19 protein-coding genes are annotated in these 17,534 nt (G+C 32.0%); 11 read left to right on the top strand and 8 right to left on the bottom strand.

Going from position 1 to position 17,534, the window contains the following annotated elements:
* Positions 1–47: 47 nt before the first annotated feature.
* Positions 48–854 (top strand): NAD(+) synthase, encoded by an 807-nt coding sequence (gene nadE / locus DM444_RS05135; protein WP_111284651.1) that lies wholly within the window; start codon positions 48–50, stop codon positions 852–854.
* A 92-nt stretch (positions 855–946) separates the two neighbouring features.
* Positions 947–1,576 carry a response regulator transcription factor gene (locus DM444_RS05130; protein ID WP_008467169.1) on the top strand — a complete coding sequence of 210 codons (630 nt, stop codon included), beginning with the start codon at positions 947–949 and terminating at the stop codon, positions 1,574–1,576.
* Between the two features lie 96 nt (positions 1,577–1,672).
* Here DM444_RS05130 and dnaG read toward each other — a convergent pair whose 3' ends face one another.
* The 4 genes from dnaG to DM444_RS05110 form a co-directional block, all read right to left on the bottom strand.
* Positions 1,673–3,745 (bottom strand): DNA primase, encoded by a 2,073-nt coding sequence (gene dnaG, locus DM444_RS05125; protein WP_111284649.1) that lies wholly within the window; start codon positions 3,743–3,745, stop codon positions 1,673–1,675.
* A gap of 129 nt (positions 3,746–3,874) precedes the next feature.
* Positions 3,875–4,903, bottom strand: coding sequence for a hypothetical protein (locus DM444_RS05120; RefSeq protein ID WP_111284647.1), 1,029 nt, complete (start codon positions 4,901–4,903; stop codon positions 3,875–3,877).
* Between the two features lie 54 nt (positions 4,904–4,957).
* Positions 4,958–5,668 (bottom strand): hypothetical protein, encoded by a 711-nt coding sequence (locus DM444_RS05115; RefSeq protein WP_111284645.1) that lies wholly within the window; start codon positions 5,666–5,668, stop codon positions 4,958–4,960.
* On the bottom strand, positions 5,655–6,215 hold the full coding sequence (locus DM444_RS05110; RefSeq protein WP_111284643.1) for an RNA polymerase sigma factor: 561 nt from the start codon (positions 6,213–6,215) through the stop codon (positions 5,655–5,657). Before DM444_RS05110 ends, DM444_RS05115 begins: the two co-directional genes overlap by 14 nt.
* A gap of 225 nt (positions 6,216–6,440) precedes the next feature.
* Between DM444_RS05110 and DM444_RS05105 the strand changes: the two genes are divergently transcribed.
* On the top strand, positions 6,441–7,121 hold the full coding sequence (locus DM444_RS05105) for a hypothetical protein (protein WP_111284641.1): 681 nt from the start codon (positions 6,441–6,443) through the stop codon (positions 7,119–7,121).
* A gap of 51 nt (positions 7,122–7,172) precedes the next feature.
* Here DM444_RS05105 and DM444_RS05100 read toward each other — a convergent pair whose 3' ends face one another.
* Positions 7,173–8,150, bottom strand: coding sequence for a polyprenyl synthetase family protein (locus DM444_RS05100; protein WP_111284639.1), 978 nt, complete (start codon positions 8,148–8,150; stop codon positions 7,173–7,175).
* Between the two features lie 163 nt (positions 8,151–8,313).
* Between DM444_RS05100 and DM444_RS05095 the strand changes: the two genes are divergently transcribed.
* Entirely contained in the window at positions 8,314–9,174 is an 861-nt protein-coding gene (locus DM444_RS05095) for a hypothetical protein (protein ID WP_111284637.1), read from the top strand.
* A 167-nt stretch (positions 9,175–9,341) separates the two neighbouring features.
* Here DM444_RS05095 and rlmN read toward each other — a convergent pair whose 3' ends face one another.
* Positions 9,342–10,388, bottom strand: coding sequence for a 23S rRNA (adenine(2503)-C(2))-methyltransferase RlmN (gene rlmN / locus DM444_RS05090; protein WP_111284635.1), 1,047 nt, complete (start codon positions 10,386–10,388; stop codon positions 9,342–9,344).
* A gap of 373 nt (positions 10,389–10,761) precedes the next feature.
* Between rlmN and DM444_RS05085 the strand changes: the two genes are divergently transcribed.
* From DM444_RS05085 to DM444_RS05055, 7 genes are all read left to right on the top strand, one after another.
* A complete protein-coding gene (locus DM444_RS05085) occupies positions 10,762–11,322 on the top strand; it encodes a YceI family protein (protein WP_111284633.1) in 561 nt (186 codons plus the stop codon).
* Positions 11,323–11,627: 305 nt separating this feature from the next.
* Positions 11,628–12,197 carry a YceI family protein gene (locus tag DM444_RS05080; protein WP_239455591.1) on the top strand — a complete coding sequence of 190 codons (570 nt, stop codon included), beginning with the start codon at positions 11,628–11,630 and terminating at the stop codon, positions 12,195–12,197.
* A 5-nt stretch (positions 12,198–12,202) separates the two neighbouring features.
* Positions 12,203–13,654 carry a hypothetical protein gene (locus DM444_RS05075; protein ID WP_111284629.1) on the top strand — a complete coding sequence of 484 codons (1,452 nt, stop codon included), beginning with the start codon at positions 12,203–12,205 and terminating at the stop codon, positions 13,652–13,654.
* Between the two features lie 10 nt (positions 13,655–13,664).
* The gene (locus DM444_RS05070) at positions 13,665–14,216 is read left to right on the top strand and encodes a hypothetical protein (RefSeq protein WP_111284627.1); all 552 of its coding nucleotides are present in this window, start codon (positions 13,665–13,667) and stop codon (positions 14,214–14,216) included.
* A 180-nt stretch (positions 14,217–14,396) separates the two neighbouring features.
* Positions 14,397–14,762, top strand: a complete 366-nt coding sequence (locus tag DM444_RS05065) for a hypothetical protein (RefSeq protein ID WP_111284626.1) — start codon at positions 14,397–14,399, stop codon at positions 14,760–14,762.
* 112 nt (positions 14,763–14,874) lie between these two features.
* Positions 14,875–15,516: an O-methyltransferase gene (locus DM444_RS05060; RefSeq protein ID WP_111284805.1), complete on the top strand. Its 642-nt coding sequence runs from the start codon at positions 14,875–14,877 to the stop codon at positions 15,514–15,516.
* A gap of 103 nt (positions 15,517–15,619) precedes the next feature.
* On the top strand, positions 15,620–16,339 hold the full coding sequence (locus DM444_RS05055; RefSeq protein WP_111284624.1) for a phytanoyl-CoA dioxygenase family protein: 720 nt from the start codon (positions 15,620–15,622) through the stop codon (positions 16,337–16,339).
* 147 nt (positions 16,340–16,486) lie between these two features.
* On the opposite strand, the gene DM444_RS05050 is transcribed toward DM444_RS05055, so the two are convergent.
* Together DM444_RS05050 and DM444_RS05045 are read right to left on the bottom strand one after the other, a co-directional pair.
* Positions 16,487–17,050, bottom strand: coding sequence for a phosphatase PAP2 family protein (locus tag DM444_RS05050; RefSeq protein WP_111284622.1), 564 nt, complete (start codon positions 17,048–17,050; stop codon positions 16,487–16,489).
* The gene (locus tag DM444_RS05045; RefSeq protein ID WP_111284620.1) at positions 17,050–17,397 is read right to left on the bottom strand and encodes a Sec-independent protein translocase subunit TatA/TatB; all 348 of its coding nucleotides are present in this window, start codon (positions 17,395–17,397) and stop codon (positions 17,050–17,052) included. Before DM444_RS05045 ends, DM444_RS05050 begins: the two co-directional genes overlap by 1 nt.
* Positions 17,398–17,534 lie beyond the last annotated feature (137 nt).

Below are 17,534 nucleotides of genomic sequence, written 5' to 3'. Positions count from 1 at the left end.
AATAATTCTGCAAATATACATCCCTGTATCTTAAAACTTAAACTATTATGGCTAAAAAAAGCACAATTCAGACAGAAAAGGTAAATACGCATATTGTAGAGTGGTTAAAAAATTATGCTACTAGTGCAAAAGTAAATGGTTTTGTAATCGGAATCTCTGGAGGTGTAGATTCTGCAGTAACTTCAACTTTATGTGCGCAGACAGGACTGAAAGTTTTATGTGTAGAAATGCCAATTCATCAGGCAGAAAGCCAAGTAAATAGAGCCAAAGAACATATTGAACAACTTAAGAAACGTTTTCCAAATGTTTCTGATGTTCAGACAGATTTGACAGGAGTTTTTGAATCATTTAAAAGCGCAGTGCCTTCAACAGCTGACGAAGCAAAAGTAAATTTAGCTTTAGCAAATACACGTGCACGCATTAGAATGACTTCTTTATATTATTTAGCTGGAATTCATGGTTTACTTGTTGCCGGAACTGGAAACAAAGTGGAAGATTTTGGTGTAGGTTTTTACACAAAATATGGAGATGGCGGCGTCGATTTAAGTCCGATTGCTGATTTAATGAAATCTGATGTATACGCTTTAGGAGCATTTTTACAAATTCCGCAGTCAATTTTAACAGCTGCTCCTACAGATGGATTATTTGGCGATAATCGTACAGATGAGGATCAATTAGGTGCAAGTTACGACGAATTAGAATGGGCAATGTTAGCCGCGGAGTCAGGAAATACGGCATCTGACTTCGAGGGGAGAGAAAAATCTGTCTTTGAAATTTATAAAAGATTAAACACCAGCAACAAGCATAAAATGGATCCAATTCCAGTTTGTTTGATACCAAAAACGTTAAAATAATAGATTTTAACATTCTCTGCGAGTTATTACAGAATTTATTTATTAATTTTACCACTCCAAAAACATGAACAATTCTAAAAAAGGTAAAAATTATGATTAAAGTATGTCTAGCAGACAATCATCCTGTGACGCACTTTGGCGTTAAGTCTTATTTTAAAGACCACGATCAAATTTCAATTGTTGCCAACGTAGGCAATTTTTCAATGGTTAGAGATATTCTTCAGACGAAGGAGATCGATATTCTAATTCTAGATTTAGAGTTAGAAGGTCTTTCGAGTATCTTTGAAATTAAATCTATCCTGAAAAATTTCCCAAAAACAAAAATTGTTATTTTCAGTGATCTTGCTGAGCAAATGTACGCTCCAAACGCAATTAAAGCAGGAGTTTCTGGGTATGTACACAAAACAGAAAAACTTGAAACATTAGGTCATTCTATTATTAAAGTACACGAAGGAAAAATTATCATCAACGAAACAGTACGCAAAAACATGGCACTTATCGCTAAACAAAGTAAAAGCGAGCGTCTGTACAGAAAACTTTCAAATCGTGAGATCGAGGTTTTACGCTACTTAAGTGATGGTAAGAAAAACAATGAAATCTCTAAAATCTTAAATCTGAACGAAAAAACGATCAGTACTTACAAACTGAGATTATTAACTAAATTAAATGTTACTAATTTAGTTGACTTAGTAAATAAAGCTAAGACTTTAGAAATTATTTAATTACAATCTCGACTACCTTAATTTTAAGCAAATCGAAAACCTTTATAAAAACTCTATCTTTCTTGATTCATCAAATAAGATAGAGTTTTTTTCTTTTTAGTGATAAGGCACCACTACTCGGCCTAATTTCTTCGAAAAATTATTCAGCAGTTTAGAATAATCGACAACCATACTCAAAACTTCAGAATTGTCTTCCTGCGGATCATTGAGCAGCGAATTTTTTAATTCTGCAATAATTCCAGAAACCAAATACCATCGCATTGAAAAAATTGTATCCGAAACATTCAACTCGATAGTTTCCGTTTTATGTTTTGGATAAATATTCTGTCCTTCCCAATTATGAATGGTTAACCTTTCGTCTTCCATCAAAATATTGGTTACTTCCTGAGCAAATTCGGGCTCTAAATGCATTAAATATTTATCTAAACTAAAAGTTTCATTTTGGTTATAGAAGTCAATAATATTATTATAAATATTCTTAAACAAAGCATTTGAGAGTTCTACCTCATCTTCCTGCAGACTCAAATAAATTTTTTCAAATACTTTATATTGTCGTTTCTCAGAAACCTCTTTTACATTTCCTTCTTCATCAGCTTTTAAGAAAACATCTTCAAAATTTTCAACTACACTTCCGTACAATAATAGAATTTCTATAATTTTCCTTTCAAAACCATATAAAATATCTACTTTTTGAGCTTGCTCTTGCGGATGATATCCTGGATCGCCTGGATAATCATAACCTTCGGGCGGCCCCGTTCTTGGATCTTCTGGATCTCCTCCCGAAAAAGCTCCTGCTTGCGGAGGCTGGTTTCTATGAACTTCAAAAGGTTTTTGCTCTTGTTTCTGCTTTTTATTAGCTTCAGCTATATCTTTCTGAATCAACTGCGCCAAAGTACTCGTTAGGACCTGCTCCGAAATATCCATGATTCGAGCACATTCTTGAATATAGACTTCACGCTGAATACGGTCTGGTATTTTAGAAATACTCGCAACCATATCACGAATCAAATCGGCTTTTTTTATTGGATCGTTTTTAGCTTCGCCCATTAAAATCGAAGCTTTGAACTGTATAAAGTCTTTGCTGTTATTTTCTAGGTAAGCAACTAAATCGTCATGAGAATTTTTTCGCGCAAAACTATCTGGATCTTCTCCGTCAGGAAAAGAACAAACTCTTACGTTCATTCCTTCTTCCAAAATCAAATCGATTCCTCGAATAGAAGCTCTTAAACCAGCCGCATCTCCATCAAAAAGAACGGTTATATTTCGCGTCAGACGATTTATTAAACGGATCTGATCTGGCGTTAAAGCTGTTCCAGAAGAGGCTACAACATTCTCTATTCCAGCTTGACTGAACTGAATCACATCGGTATAGCCTTCAACCAAATAACAATTGTTCTGTTTGGCAATAGATTGTTTGGCATGATAAATTCCGTAAAGGACTTTACTTTTATGGTAAATATCACTTTCTGGGGAATTCAGGTATTTTGCCGCTTTTTTATCATTGGTTAAAATACGTCCTCCAAAACCTAAAACACGGCCTGACATACTTTGAATCGGAAACATTACGCGTCCTTTAAATCGGTCGAATGGCCTATCTTCTCTCGGAATTGTCAAACCTGTACTTTCTAGAAATTCTAATTTATAACCTTTCCCTAAGGCTTCTTTCGTCAAAGCATCCCAAGTTTCTGGAGAGTATCCTAAATTGAATTTCTTAATGGTTTCGTTGGTAAATCCTCTTTCTTTAAAATAAGATAAACCAATTGCTTTTCCTTCTTCAGAATTTATTAAAACATCCTGAAAATACTTCGCTGCAAATTCAGAAACCAAATACATACTTTCACGAAGATCTGTATTGGCTTTTTCTGCTTCAGTCTGTTCCGTTTCTTCAATTTCGATATTGTATTTTTTAGCTAAATAACGAATGGCTTCTGGATAGGTAAATTGCGAATGTTCCATTAAAAATTTAACAGAATTTCCGCCTTTTCCTGTACTAAAATCTTTCCAGATTCCTTTTGCCGGAGAAACCATGAACGAAGGAGAACGCTCATCTGAGAATGGACTCAGCCCTTTAAAATTACTTCCTGCGCGTTTTAAATTGACAAAATCACCAATAACCTCCTCTACTCGAGCAGTTTCAAAAACAGAATCTATGGTATTTTGTGAAATCAAAGTGTTTTAAATTTTAAAAGTTGAGAGCTAGCAAAAATACGTAAATCTTGTTGGAATTTTAATCATTTTTAAATCAAAAAAAGCATCTCTGTTGAGATGCTTTTTTCACTAACTAAACGACCAATACTTTTAGTTTAAATCTACGCGAAGTCCTAACGATATGTTATTCTCTTTTACTAGATTATTCTGAAATAATGGATTTAAATCATACTTACAATACAAACTCAATTCTCTATATCCGATATATGAGCTCAGACCATAAATAAAATTATTTACATTGTAATCGCCTTTTATTGTGGTTTTATATTTTAAATCTTCCTCTTCAAATTTTAAAATCTGTTTTGATTTCACGTTAATTCCTGCATAACCCCCAATACCAAAACGGAAACTTTTATGAGTTTTAAAATACGTTTTCCCGTCACGTTCTATTGGTCTCGTAAAATCAAACTCTAAATGTACCGGCGCAACCAAATACACATTTCTAAAACGAGATTCAGTTAAATGAACTTGATTTTCTACAAGATTAGTCTGTTCTCCATCTACGACAAAACTTCTGTTACTTGTTGGACGTATATTATTATACATTAACGAAAGTCCATATTTTGCATGAAGCAGATTGTCATTTTTCATTAATCTTGAGTTATACGTAAAACCCCATTCGTAAAAATGCGATCCCATAAATTTATAATTTGAATCCTGAAGCTTTCCATCTGCCAGCATATTATTTAATCCCATTGCAAATACAAACTGCGATGTTGTTCGCTTTTCACCATGAATAGAATCTTTATGATGGTTATATGACTTCCAGCGAATCATGTAGATTTTTGCAGAATCTTCTTTTATTTTTCCATCTACTTTTTTCTGAACTAAATCGTTTAGTTCATTTTGAGCCAGAGTAATTTTTTCTTCCATAATTACAGCTCTTGCCTCCGCTAATTCTTTTTTACGTTTTTCAGCCTGTTCCTGAGTAATTTTTCCTTCAGATAACTGAACGTTTACTGCTTCAACTTCTTCTTTTAAAGCTTCTTTTTCTTCTTTTGTAATTTTCTCGATTTTATTAGCGATTCTTTTTGTTTCAGATTCAAAAGTTTCTTGTCCAATTACTTTATTTACCAAAAGGAAAAAGAAAAGAATGAAATAAATGGTAATATTTTTCATGATTGATTTTTTAAAATGATTGATTAGTGATTGATGATTTTATTTATTAATGTTTTACTCTTGTTGATTTCTATTAGACAAAGCAACTTTTACTTCCTGAAAGTTTTTGTTTACTTTAGTAATTACTTTTTCTCTAAATGAAAGCTCTAATTCGCCGTCGACTTGATTCAATAAATCGTTGGCATTGATTTTTACTTTTGCTTTTTTAACGCCACTTTCTGCCAGAACTTTATTTTCTGCTGTTTGCAATAATTGATCAACATTTTCTTTTTTAGGATTCTCTGTAATTACGGTTTGATTGTTTGTTGATTGTTTTTCTTGATTGTTTTTGATGATTGAAGACTCCGCTATTTGATTTGATTCATTTTTACTGGTTCTATTTAAAATTTGATTGCTAATTTTTTTGTTTTTGTTTCCTGTTTCTTTCGAAGTTTTTTCGGCAATTGCAGTTTCAGTTTTTACTGAATCAACAGTATTTAAAACAGTTTCTGTTACCGATTCTTTTTTAGTTTCTTTTTCAACAACTACCGTTTCTGGCGTTTTAACCGCATTTTTATTTTGATTGAAAAACAACGTTTCAACCAATAAAAACCCAATGAGACTTGCTGCGATATACAGCCATTTTCTTTTTGATTTTTTTTCTGGTTTTTTCTCTTCTGCCACACTCAACATCGCATCCAATCGATCCCAGGCTTTGTTGCTTGGTTCTATACGGCGTTCGTTAAGTTTTTCACGGAAATCCTTTTCAAAATTATTCGGTTCCATTATCTTGTTTTTTTAAAATAGTAATTTGTGTTTGCAACATTTTTCTAGCGTGCGATAATTGTGATTTCGATGTTCCTTCATTAATTCCTAACATCTTGGCAATTTCATTGTGTTTGTAACCTTCAATTGCGTATAAATTGAAAACCATTTTATAGCCGTCAGGCAAAGCATCAATTAAAAACTGAATCTGTTCTACGGTAAATTGGCTGTCGATTTCATTGAAGCTTTCTTCTACAAAAAATTCATCTTCGGCAAATTTCACTTTTTTCTGAACTCTTAAATACGAAATACATTCGTTAACCATAATTCGGCGGATCCAGCCTTCAAAACTTCCTTTGTGTTCAAACTTGCTTAAATTGGTAAACACTTTCATGAAAGCCGTTATCATTACATCTTCTGCCAATTGAATGTCCTTTATATATTGACGACATACACTTAACATTTTTGAAGAAAACTTACTATAAATCTGCTGCTGTGCCTGACGATTGTTCTCGGCAGCCAGCTTTATGATTTTGGTTTCTTCTTGATGTAAATGAATAATTTTCATTAATAAGCTTTTCGGTTTTGGTTTTAGAAACAGACTTCTATTAGCATAGACGATTGTCGATTTGAAATGGTTGCATAGGGGTGAAAAAAATAAGATTAATTTTTTCTTATGCACTGTAAACTTAAGTATAACTTAGGCTGAAGCATTAAAATAAAGAAGAAATGTTTTTCGCTAAAAGAAATATTTTTATATTTTTATAAGAAAAATATCCTACAAAAATAATAGATGAGCTTTAGCGAAAGAAATTTTCAATTTTACCTTGTTTTTGGTAATGGGAATGAAAATAATGAGCCTTGGAAAGAGGAACAATGGAAAAATATCTACGAACCCTCATTTAAACAAATTTTAAATTTTTCAACTTACTTTGATAAAACTGCTCTAAGGGTATTAGAATATTCGAAGAAAAATAAAGAAGATCAATATTTCTCAGCCGAAAAATTAGGAAAATTGGCATGGAATGATAAATCGCATGAAAAATGGGTTCTTAAAACAAATGACGACAGAAAATTTACCCATTTTGCATCTTGGACACCAACTTGGACCATTTGTGAAAAAATAGATAATTCTCCAGATATTTATATTTCAATTTCTAATGAATCTCCTCTAACTAATGAATCTAACAGTCAAAATAGAGGTTTTAGTTTCTTAATTATAATTGCCATTGCAACAGATTTAGACCTAAATTGTACTGAAATCATTCAGTCTTTGTCTAAAAAAATAAATGCCAAAAGAACCGTTTTTAACATTCGCTCATGGGGAAAAGGTAAACATGACGAAACTGAAACTTGGCAATTTATAAACTCTATTCAAGACACAATTAGTTACGGAATGTATAAAACAGAAAATATACACGACATACCTTTTAATGATTTAAAGTTTGAACCTTATTGGGAGATAATACATTAAATCGAAATATACTTTATCAAAAAATGCTTTATTTTTAAGACAAATTAAAAACTATTTCTTTCTCTCAATAACATAATTCACCATCAAAGTCAAAGCGTCTTTATACTCAGAATCGTCAAAGTTTTGAAGTAATGCAAGTGCTTCTTGCTGGAATTCGACCATTTTGTTTTCGGCGTATGCCAAACCATTATTATCTTTTACAAAGGCAATAACTTCTTTTACGCGTTTTTTATCTTTATTGTGGTTTTTGATGGAGTTTATCAGCCACTTTTTTTCTTGCGGAGTACAAGTATTTAAAACGTGAATTAAAGGCAAAGTCATTTTTTGCTCCTTAATATCTATTCCTGTTGGTTTTCCAATGGCTTCTTCACTGTAATCGAATAAATCGTCTTTAATTTGAAATGCCATTCCAATCAATTCGCCGAATTTGCGCATGTTTTCTACCTGAATATCATCTTCGATTACGGCTTTCGCGCCAAGCGCACAACAAGCAGCAATAAGTGTTGCGGTTTTCTTTCTGATGATTTCGTAATAAACGTCTTCGGTAATATCAAGTCTTCTTGCTTTTTCGATTTGAAGCAATTCTCCTTCGCTCATTTCGCGAACAGCTACAGAAATGATTCTCAATAAGTCGAAATCGCCATTATCAATAGAAAGCAACAGACCTTTCGACAATAAATAATCTCCAACTAAAACAGCAATTTTGTTTTTCCAAAGTGCATTGATAGAGAAAAATCCGCGACGGCGATTACTATCGTCAACCACATCATCGTGTACCAAAGTTGCGGTGTGAATTAACTCAATTACCGAAGCTCCGCGGTAGGTTCTTTCGTTTACAGTGCCTCCAGAAACCATTTTTGCAGTAAGAAAAACAAACATCGGACGCATTTGTTTTCCCTTGCGGTTTACGATATAATAAGTGATTCGGTTTAGTAACGCAACCTTCGAAGTCATCGACTCATGGAACTTTTTTTCGAAAAGTTCCATCTCGGTAAAAATAGGCTGTTTTATTTGAGACGTAATATTCATTTAGACTTCAAATATACTATTTTTAATAAAAATACGTTGTGTATTTTAAGGCAGGATTTAAAAAAAATTATGCCTTAATCTAAAAACAACTACCAAAAATAGCTCTAACTAATACTGATTTGAATTCATTAATTAAAAAAGAAGAACCCAAAACTATTTATTTATGAAAACAAAATTTTTATTACTTAGCACTTGTATTACTATGTCTTTTTTTGTCAGCTGTAATTCTGATGAAAAAACAAATGATGGATCTGGAACAGAGATTACAAACGAAGAGATTATAACCAACTCTAAAATCGATGCTTCTGTAGAAGATGTTACTAATATTGCCGAGGATCAATTTAGCTCTCAGATTAATGTAAATGCAAAACCAGGCGGACCTATAAAAAATTACCTTCCTAGCTGTGCCACAATTACTAAGGTTTTAACTAATAATACTTGGACAAAAACAGTAGATTTTGGCGTTGAAGGCTGTACTCTAAATAACGGAAATACAGTAAAAGGAAAAATGGTTATTTCTTTTTCAAACGATTTTAGCACTTCTACACAAACTATAAGCTACACTTTTGAAGGATTTTATCATAATGGGAAAAAACTTCAGGGAAGTAAAAGTATTGTAAGAACTATTAAAGAAACTGATTTATTGGTAACACCTCACCCTGTTTCGACAGCTTCGATAGATTTAACGATTACTTTTGATGATGGCGGTGTTTATACCAGAAAAGGAACTTTGGTAAAAGAAATGACTTCTGGCTATGATACTTGGTACGATTGGGATGATAATGTATTTGTTGTTACAGGAAGCGGTTCTACAACTTTCCCTAACGGAGATACTTTCTCAGCAGAAATTACAACACCTTTAGAATTTAATGCAGAATGCAGAAAATGTTTTGCGGTAAAAGGTATTGTTTCTATAACTAAAAATGGTGCGACTGCAACTATTGATTATGGAAACGGAGAATGCGATACGATTGCAACAGTAACAAAAGACGGAGTTACAGAAGAAGTAGATTTGAAAAAATAGCATCCTTTTTGCCCAAAAAAAGAAGCATTAAGAACAAGAATTATTTTCTCGTTTTTAATGCTTTTTTATTGTCTAAAACCTATCAAATGTCCCGATGGGACATAATCATAGTCAATATTTTTTTTCTACCGATCATATACTCCTAGCGGAGTATTTTTTAGCAAATATTATTCTGCTTCTTTATTGGCTAATTGTCCGCAGGCGGCGTCAATGTCTTTTCCTCGACTTCTTCTCACTTTTACTACGACTCCAATATTTTCTAGTGCTTTTATGTAAGCCATAATCGATTCTTCTGAAGCTTGCTGGAATTCTCCATCATCAATTGGGTTATATTCAATTAAATTGACTTTGCATGGAACATATTTACAAAATTTCACCAATGCATCAACTGAAGCTTTATCATCGTTAATTCCTTTCCAAACCACATATTCGTAAGATATTTTACTTTTGGTTTTTCTGTACCAATATTCTAATGCTTCTCTCAAATCTTTTAAAGGGAAGTTTTTACTGAATGGCATAATGCGAGCGCGAGTTTCGTCTATTGCTGAATGCAAAGAAACTGCTAGTTTAAACTTAACATCGTCGTCTGCCATTTTTTTGATCATTTTCGGAATTCCCGAAGTAGAAACCATAATTCGTTTTGGAGACATTCCTAAACCTTCTTCAGAAGTAATCATGTCGATTGCTTTAATGACATTATTATAATTCATTAAAGGTTCTCCCATTCCCATGAAAACAATATTCGAAAGCGGATGATTATAGTATAAACGGCTTTCTTTATCAATAGCTAGAACTTGATCGTAAATTTCGCCTGGTTCTAGATTTCGCATTCTTTTTAACCTCGCTGTTGCGCAGAAATTACAATCTAAACTACACCCAACTTGACTAGAAACACAAGCAGTAGTTCTAGTTTCTGTCGGAATTAAAACAGATTCTACCACAAGTCCGTCGTGAAGTCTAACCGCATTTTTAACTGTTCCGTCACTACTTCTCTGCATTGTATCAACCTTAATATGATTGATTACAAAGTTGTTTTCAAGCATTGATCTTGTAGCTTTTGCCACATTTGTCATATCCTCAAAACTGTGAGCTCCTTTACTCCATAACCATTCATAAACCTGATTTCCGCGGAAAGCTTTATCTCCATTTTCAACAAAAAAATCGCGAAGCTGGTCTTTTGATAAGGCGCGTATGTCTTTTTTCTCCATTTGCATGCTGCAAAGTTAATTTTATTTCCAGTATTTTCTACAACTTAAAGCGTTTTCCATCCTTTTTTTCTTTATTTCTCTAATAAAAATTGGATCGAAAAAACGATACTTCCTCTTTCGCTTAAAAAACACAACAAACTAATAAGCAATTACTTATGTTTTGTTTTTTACTCTACAAAAGCAAAAACCCTAGCACTAATAAGGATTCGCACCCTTTACTATAACAATTTAATAAAACTTTAGCCATGATTTTTATCATTTCGTTTTCTTCGCGCGCGCGATAATTTTGGTCTAAGAAATAAGGATAACTGCTAATTCTTTAACCACTAACAGAATTTGAAACTTCCTTATTTAAATGATTAACCTATACTTTATCAAAATGAAAACAATTCAATCAATTTTACTGACAGTGATTTTTACAACACTTTCATTAGAGGCAAATGCACAAAGAAATTATACCGTAAATACAAATTCTACTTTCGAAGTTGCAGGAACTTCTACTGTGCATGACTGGGTAATGAAATCTACAGAAGGAACAGGAACTGCAAATCTAACAGTTAAAGATTCTAAACTGGCTGGCATACATAGTTTGTCTATTTCAATATTAGCAGAAAGTTTAAAAAGCTACAAAGAAAGCATGGATAAGGTGGCTTATGAAGCTTTGGATACTGATACGCATAAAAACATTGAATATGTTTTGAAATCTGCTGAAAAAATAGATGAATCAACTTGGAATCTAACTGGAGTTTACACTATTGCAGGGGTAAGTAAAGAATACCAAACTCAGGTAAAAGTAACTACTAATAAAGGAACAATCACACTGCAAGGTTCTAACCAAATTACTTTTGGCGATTTTGAAATGACTCCACCAAAGGCTGCACTAGGAGTTGTTAAAGCTGGAAAAGATTTGACTGTGATATTCAATATTATTTTAAGCTAAAGAAAATCAATTTCTAATGTTAAAATAAATACCCTTTTTAAGTTTTTATTTCCTCTAACTAAATGTTAAAAATTGACAACTTAACAAAATTCAATACCCGTTTTTGCTTTAGTGATCGATTTTACAGAAAATGAAAACGTTGTAGTTATTAAATACTTATTTAATAAAATTTTAACAATGATTTTTATCATGTATTTCACTGATTTATAGAAGGATCTTTGATACAAGTTAAAACAACATTCTTAGTACTAAATAGAAACTGGCCGACTTATTAACTTATTTTTTATAATAAAAACATGACAAAAATGAAAACAAGTACAATAAAATTTTTAGCATTCGTAACCGCTTTCTTCGGAATTACAACAATTGTTACTGCACAAAAATCATACAATTTAGACAGCAAATCTACTTTCTCTGTTGCGGGAACTTCAACACTTCACGATTGGGAAATGAAATCGGCTTCAGGAACTGGAACTGCATCACTAAATCTTGCTAACGGAAAATTAACTGATATCGATGCATTGACAATAACCCTTCCAGCAGAAACCATAAAAAGCGAGAAAAAAAGCATGGATAAAGTAGCTTATGAGACTTTAAAGACAGATAAAAATAAAAACATTAAATACGTTCTAAAATCTGCCGAAAAAGTAAACGAAACTACTTGGGAGTTAACTGGAACTTACACTATTGCAGGAGTTAGCAAAGTATACAAAACAACTGCAAAAACAACTGTTACAAAAGATGGTTTAAATCTGCAAGGATCTAATAAAATCACTTTTACAGAATTTGGAATGAAATCGCCAACTGCAATGCTTGGCACAATTAAAACAGGTCAAGACCTAACCCTAAAATTTAATTTAAACTTTAATTTATAACCGCCATGAAGAAGATTTATATCCTATTTATTACAGTAATAAGTACGTTTGCTGTAAATGCACAAGTAAGCTTTGGAAACATGCAAAACCAAATCTCTAGAGGAAAAGACGGTATCAACGTTTTCGACGTACAAAAAGACAATAGAGAATTTAAAGGTCTTAGTATTGATCTTGGTGCTGCTTTCAACATGGATTTCCAAGCAACAAATTCATTCAACGATCAACCTGCTAACATTACAACTACAACCACTACAGCTACTGGAACTACCACTAGAACAATTTCAGGATATCGCTTAATGAATACTGAGAATAATTTTACGCTTCCTGCTGCTGATATGTATATTGGTGCTCAATTGTTTGATGGAGTAAGAGTAAATCTAGATATTTATTTAGCTTCAAGACACCACAATGATTCTTATGTAAAAGGTGGATACTTACAAATTGACAAGTTAGACTTCATCAAAAAAGACTTCTTGGCTGATGTAATGAAATATGCTACAATTAAAATTGGGCAAATGGAGAACAATTTTGGTGATGCTCACTTTAGAGGTTCTGATAATGGTAATACAATCAGAAATGCATTTGTTGGAAACAACATCATGTATTCTTTCACTACAGAAATGGGTATGGAGGTTTACTACAACAGAAGTGGATGGGTAAGCATGTTAGGTGTTACAAATGGTAATTTAAATCAAAGTAATGAAGAAGTTTTTTATACTACTGGACCAAACACTAACACAACACATAGCCCTTCAATCTTAGCTAAATTTGGTTATGATAAACAGCTTAATGACGATTTAAGAATAAGATTAACTGGTTCTTATTATCATAATGCAAATCTTGGCAACGCAAACATCTATTCTGCTAATAGATCAGGATTTGGTTATTGGGGTATATTGAATAATAACGCTTACAAAAATACTATTACGAAGACCGATACTGATGGCAACGTTATTTCTACAAATACTACTGATGTTGCTACTAGTTTCAGTAAAACATCTACGCCAGAGGCAACGTTCAACCCTAATTTCAAAAATTGGGCTACTACGTACATGATTAACCCTTTTGTAAAATATAAAGGACTTGAATTCTTCGGAACTATCGAATTAGCTTCAGGAGGAGACAAAGCTGGAACTGATGACAAACGTACAGCTAATCAATATGCTTCAGAGCTTATTTACAGATTTGGAAAAACAGAACAATTCTATATCGGAGGAAAATACAATACTGTATCTGGGAAATTATCTAATGCTGATGCTAAAGAGGTTACTGTAGATAAATTTGAAGCAAGTGCTGGCTGGTTTATGACTAAAAACATTTTAGCTAAATTAAACTACGTTAATCAAAACTATAAAAATTACTCACAATTTACAGGAGATCCGGCAACTGGAAATCTAAACAACTTTTATGGTGGTAAATTTAATGGTTTAGTATTCGAAGCAACAATTGCATTCTAATATAAAAAAAATGAAAACAAGATTTTCAATATTAATTATGGGTTTAGCAATTTTCTTTTTCTTAGGAAGTGCTAAACCCACTTTTTTTGCAGAAGATACAGCTGTGGCAATAAATAAAATTAAAATAGAAATCACAGGACTATCTACTGTTGGTAAATACAATTGTTCTAATACCTTTAATATAAAAGACACTGTTTATGTAAACTCAGCTAAGAAAAACACTTTTAATACTGATATTAAAATGTCAAACTTTGATTGCGGTAACAAAATAATGACTAAAGATTTACAAGGAACAGTTAAAGTGAAACAATTTCCAAATAGTACTGTAAGCATTACAGATATTAAAAAAGATGGAAAAAACTACAAATGCAGATTAAACTTTTACATCACAGATAAAACACTGAAATACAAAGACTTCATCTTATATAATTCTGATGATAAAATTCAAGGAACTCTTAATTTAAAATTTTCTGATATTGAATTGGAAGCTCCAGTAAAAATGGCGGGACTAATTAAAGTGAAGGATGATATTGTGATCAATTTCAGCTTATACAAAAACTAACTTTTTTGCATTAAAAAAATTTAAAACAGCAAAGTAAAAAAATCAAAATTTGGCACAAGAATTGTTTTGCTCTTAAAAGAAAAATAATCTTACAAAGAGCTCAGTAATTTTAAAAGTTGTAATTTTATTTTTCAGCCATTTAACCTTTAAGTTTTATCAACCTAAAAAAAAATTGAAATTATGAAAAAACAAATTTTAAGTTTAGCTGTTATTGCCTTATTAGCATTTGCTGTTCAATCATGCGAGAAAAAAGAAAATAAACCTGCAGAAGATGAATTAACTCTTGGCAACAAAGTAGATTCTCTTACATCTGATATCGAAGAGGTGAAAGACAGTGCGGTAAGCAAAGCTGAAACTACAGCTACAAAAGCTAAAGATGCTACAGAAAAAGCAGCAAATGATGTAAAAGACGCTACTAAAAAAGCAGCTGAAGATGTAAAAGATGCTACTAAAAAAGGCGCTGAAAAAGTAGAAAATGCGGCTAAAGCGGCTAAAGACGGAACTGTAAAAACAGCAAAAGAAGTAAATGAAGCTTTGAAAAAATAAATTTCATCTAAATCTGAAACAGAAACCATTCGCAAAACGAATGGTTTTTTTATGCAAAATTGTAAGCGAATTATTTTTGTATTTTTGTATTCAAATTACAAGATTCTACAACATGCATTTTATATCTCAAGAATTAGAAGATTACATTGAACAACATTCTGAAAACGAACCAGAATTGTTAGCAAAACTCAATAAAGAAACGTACCAAAAAATACTTTTGCCAAGAATGCTTAGCGGTCATTTTCAAGGCCGAGTTTTAAGCATGTTATCTAAATTAATTCGTCCAGTAAATATTCTTGAAATCGGAACTTATACAGGTTATGCCGCTTTGTGTTTATGCGAAGGAATGCAGGAAAACGGACAATTGCATACGATAGATATTAAAGAAGAATTGGTCGATTTTCAGCGAAAATATTTTGATGCTTCTCCTTGGGGAAAACAAATTTTTCAGCATTTGGGCGAAGCCGTAAACATCATTCCAGATTTGGATGTAAAATTTGATTTGGTTTTTATTGATGCCGATAAAGAAAACTATCTGAATTACTGGGAAATGATTGTTCCAAAAATGAATAAAGGCGGAATCATTTTATCTGATAATGTTCTTTGGAGCGGAAAAATTCTAGAACCAGTTCATCCAAATGATGTTAGTACAAAAGTACTTTTAGAATACAATCAGCTTTTAAAAGACGATCCTAGAGTTGAGACGGTTTTATTGCCAATTCGTGATGGATTGACGGTTTCGAGGGTATTGTAATTTTTTAAGGTTCTAAGGTTCTGAGATACTGAGGTTCTAAGTTTCTTAAATACTATTTAGTTATCCCCAGCTAAAACTGGAGGCAATTCAACAACGATTAAAGATGAATTATAGCGCAGAAATAAACTCTGAAGGTTTTTCAATCATAAATAATGTTTTTTCAGAAAACGAAATTGAAAATATAATTTCATTAATTGAAAACAAAACTGCAGATAATCAAGAAAATGACACTTTTAGAAAGTCTCAAGATTTATTTGCTATAAGACAATTTCATAAAGAAGTTCCCGAAACTCTTCCGCTTATTTTTAATAAAAACTTACAAGATATTATTGAATCTATTTTTGGCGAAGGCTTTTTCATAACTAAATCAATTTATTTTGATAAACCTGAAAAATCTAATTGGTTTGTGGCTTATCATCAGGATTTAACGATTTCTGTTGATCAAAAAATTGAAGCGGAAAATTTTGAAAATTGGACTGTAAAACAAAATCAATTTGCGGTTCAGCCACCAACAGAAATTTTAGAAAACAATTTTACAATCAGAATTCATATTGACAAAACCACTAAAGAGAATGGTGCTTTAAAAGTGATCCATAATTCACATTCAAAAGGAATTTTAAGAATTGAGAATCTAGATTTTGAAACTGAAAAAGAAACAATTTGTGAAGTCGAAAAAGGTGGTATTATGATTATGAAACCTTTATTATTTCATGCATCAAACAAAACCACAAATAACGAACGCAGAAGAGTTATCCATATTGAATTTAGCAGACAACAACTCCCAAATGGTTTAGAATGGAGCGAAAAAACGATCTTGAATTAGTTTTCTTAAAGTTACTAAGGTTCTCAGATACTAAGATTCTAAGTTTTTTCTTTTAGGGCTAAAAAAAACCTCCAGCTAAAACTGGAGGCAATTGATATATAATCCTTAGTATCTTAGTATCTCAGAACCTTAGTATCTTAAAAATAACTATCCTGGAAAATACTGTGGTTTCAATTTTCTATAAACTAAATAAAGTAAAAATCCGAAAAGAGCTCCAAAGAAATATCCAGTAAGAATATCACCTGGATAGTGTAATCCTAAATAAATTCGGCTGTAAGCAAATATTAAAGGCCAAAGAAATATGAATCCAAAATATTTGAAATAACGCTTTAAAATAAGAAATAAGAAAGTCGCAACCGCCATTGTATTTGCTGCGTGTCCAGAGAAAAAGCTATATGATTGCCTAACTTGAACCACTCGGATAATTGTGTTTACTTCAGGATCATTACACGGACGTAAACGCTGGAAAGTATGTTTGAATAAGTTACAAGTCTGGTCTGTAAAAGCAATTAAAATTGCTATAAAAAGCAATAAATACAGGGTTTGTTTTCCTCCTATTTTTTTATAAATAAGATAGAATAGAAATAAGAAAAATGGCGTCCAATACAACTGATTGGTAATAATAAGCCATAATTTATCGTATGTTTCAGAACCTAATCCGTTAAGAAAGATTAAAAGATCTTTATCTAATTCCTGTATTTTTTCAAGCATTACATTTGGCGTTTAATAGGTCCAGAGAGTGTGTCAATATCTTCTTTTACTTTTTCGATTTCAGTAGCTGTATCTCCTAAAAGATTTCCTGTATCTCCAAGTAAATTAGATTTTGCATTATTAATTTCTGCATTGATATTTCCTGTAAGATCATTCAAAGACTTCGCATCAAGACCATTAGCCTCTGCTCCTTTCTGAATTTCACTTTTAATATCATTAGTTGCATTTTTTAATTGAGCCATAGCTTTACCCATTGTACGAGCAATTTCTGGCACTTTATCAGAACCAAAAAGCATTAGTACTATAAACAGTATGAAAACTAATTCTCCTCCTCCTATACCAAACATAACTTTTATTTTTGTTGTCGCAAAGATATTAAACTTTTCAGGTTAGAGTTTTAAAATTAACTTAAAAAGTCCTTTAAAATGCATTTATAAAAAGAAAAAAGTTCATCAAGCTTTTACAAACCTGATGAACTTTTTAT

Origin of the sequence: Flavobacterium ginsenosidimutans (assembly GCF_003254625.1) — a bacterium.
Lineage (GTDB): Bacteria > Bacteroidota > Bacteroidia > Flavobacteriales > Flavobacteriaceae > Flavobacterium > Flavobacterium ginsenosidimutans.
The sequence above is the reverse complement of the archived record's forward strand: the minus strand, read 5'-3'. Positions and strand labels throughout refer to the sequence as shown.

Bases quoted from the DNA above. Each gene is read 5' to 3' on its own strand.
- DM444_RS05115 (WP_111284645.1), bottom strand. From the start codon at position 5,668: ATGGAACCGAATAATTTTGAAAAGGATTTCCGTGAAAAACTTAACGAA.
- DM444_RS05100 (WP_111284639.1), bottom strand. From the start codon at position 8,150: ATGAATATTACGTCTCAAATAAAACAGCCTATTTTTACCGAGATGGAA.
- DM444_RS05075 (WP_111284629.1), top strand. From the start codon at position 12,203: ATGAAGAAGATTTATATCCTATTTATTACAGTAATAAGTACGTTTGCT.
- DM444_RS05055 (WP_111284624.1), top strand. From the start codon at position 15,620: ATGAATTATAGCGCAGAAATAAACTCTGAAGGTTTTTCAATCATAAAT.
- DM444_RS05095 (WP_111284637.1), top strand. From the start codon at position 8,314: ATGAAAACAAAATTTTTATTACTTAGCACTTGTATTACTATGTCTTTT.
- DM444_RS05070 (WP_111284627.1), top strand. From the start codon at position 13,665: ATGAAAACAAGATTTTCAATATTAATTATGGGTTTAGCAATTTTCTTT.
- DM444_RS05110 (WP_111284643.1), bottom strand. From the start codon at position 6,215: ATGAAAATTATTCATTTACATCAAGAAGAAACCAAAATCATAAAGCTG.
- DM444_RS05045 (WP_111284620.1), bottom strand. From the start codon at position 17,397: ATGTTTGGTATAGGAGGAGGAGAATTAGTTTTCATACTGTTTATAGTA.
- DM444_RS05085 (WP_111284633.1), top strand. From the start codon at position 10,762: ATGAAAACAATTCAATCAATTTTACTGACAGTGATTTTTACAACACTT.
- DM444_RS05130 (WP_008467169.1), top strand. From the start codon at position 947: ATGATTAAAGTATGTCTAGCAGACAATCATCCTGTGACGCACTTTGGC.
- DM444_RS05105 (WP_111284641.1), top strand. From the start codon at position 6,441: ATGAGCTTTAGCGAAAGAAATTTTCAATTTTACCTTGTTTTTGGTAAT.
- rlmN (WP_111284635.1), bottom strand. From the start codon at position 10,388: ATGCAAATGGAGAAAAAAGACATACGCGCCTTATCAAAAGACCAGCTT.
- DM444_RS05060 (WP_111284805.1), top strand. From the start codon at position 14,875: ATGCATTTTATATCTCAAGAATTAGAAGATTACATTGAACAACATTCT.
- DM444_RS05080 (WP_239455591.1), top strand. From the start codon at position 11,628: ATGAAAACAAGTACAATAAAATTTTTAGCATTCGTAACCGCTTTCTTC.
- nadE (WP_111284651.1), top strand. From the start codon at position 48: ATGGCTAAAAAAAGCACAATTCAGACAGAAAAGGTAAATACGCATATT.
- DM444_RS05065 (WP_111284626.1), top strand. From the start codon at position 14,397: ATGAAAAAACAAATTTTAAGTTTAGCTGTTATTGCCTTATTAGCATTT.
- DM444_RS05120 (WP_111284647.1), bottom strand. From the start codon at position 4,903: ATGAAAAATATTACCATTTATTTCATTCTTTTCTTTTTCCTTTTGGTA.
- DM444_RS05050 (WP_111284622.1), bottom strand. From the start codon at position 17,050: ATGCTTGAAAAAATACAGGAATTAGATAAAGATCTTTTAATCTTTCTT.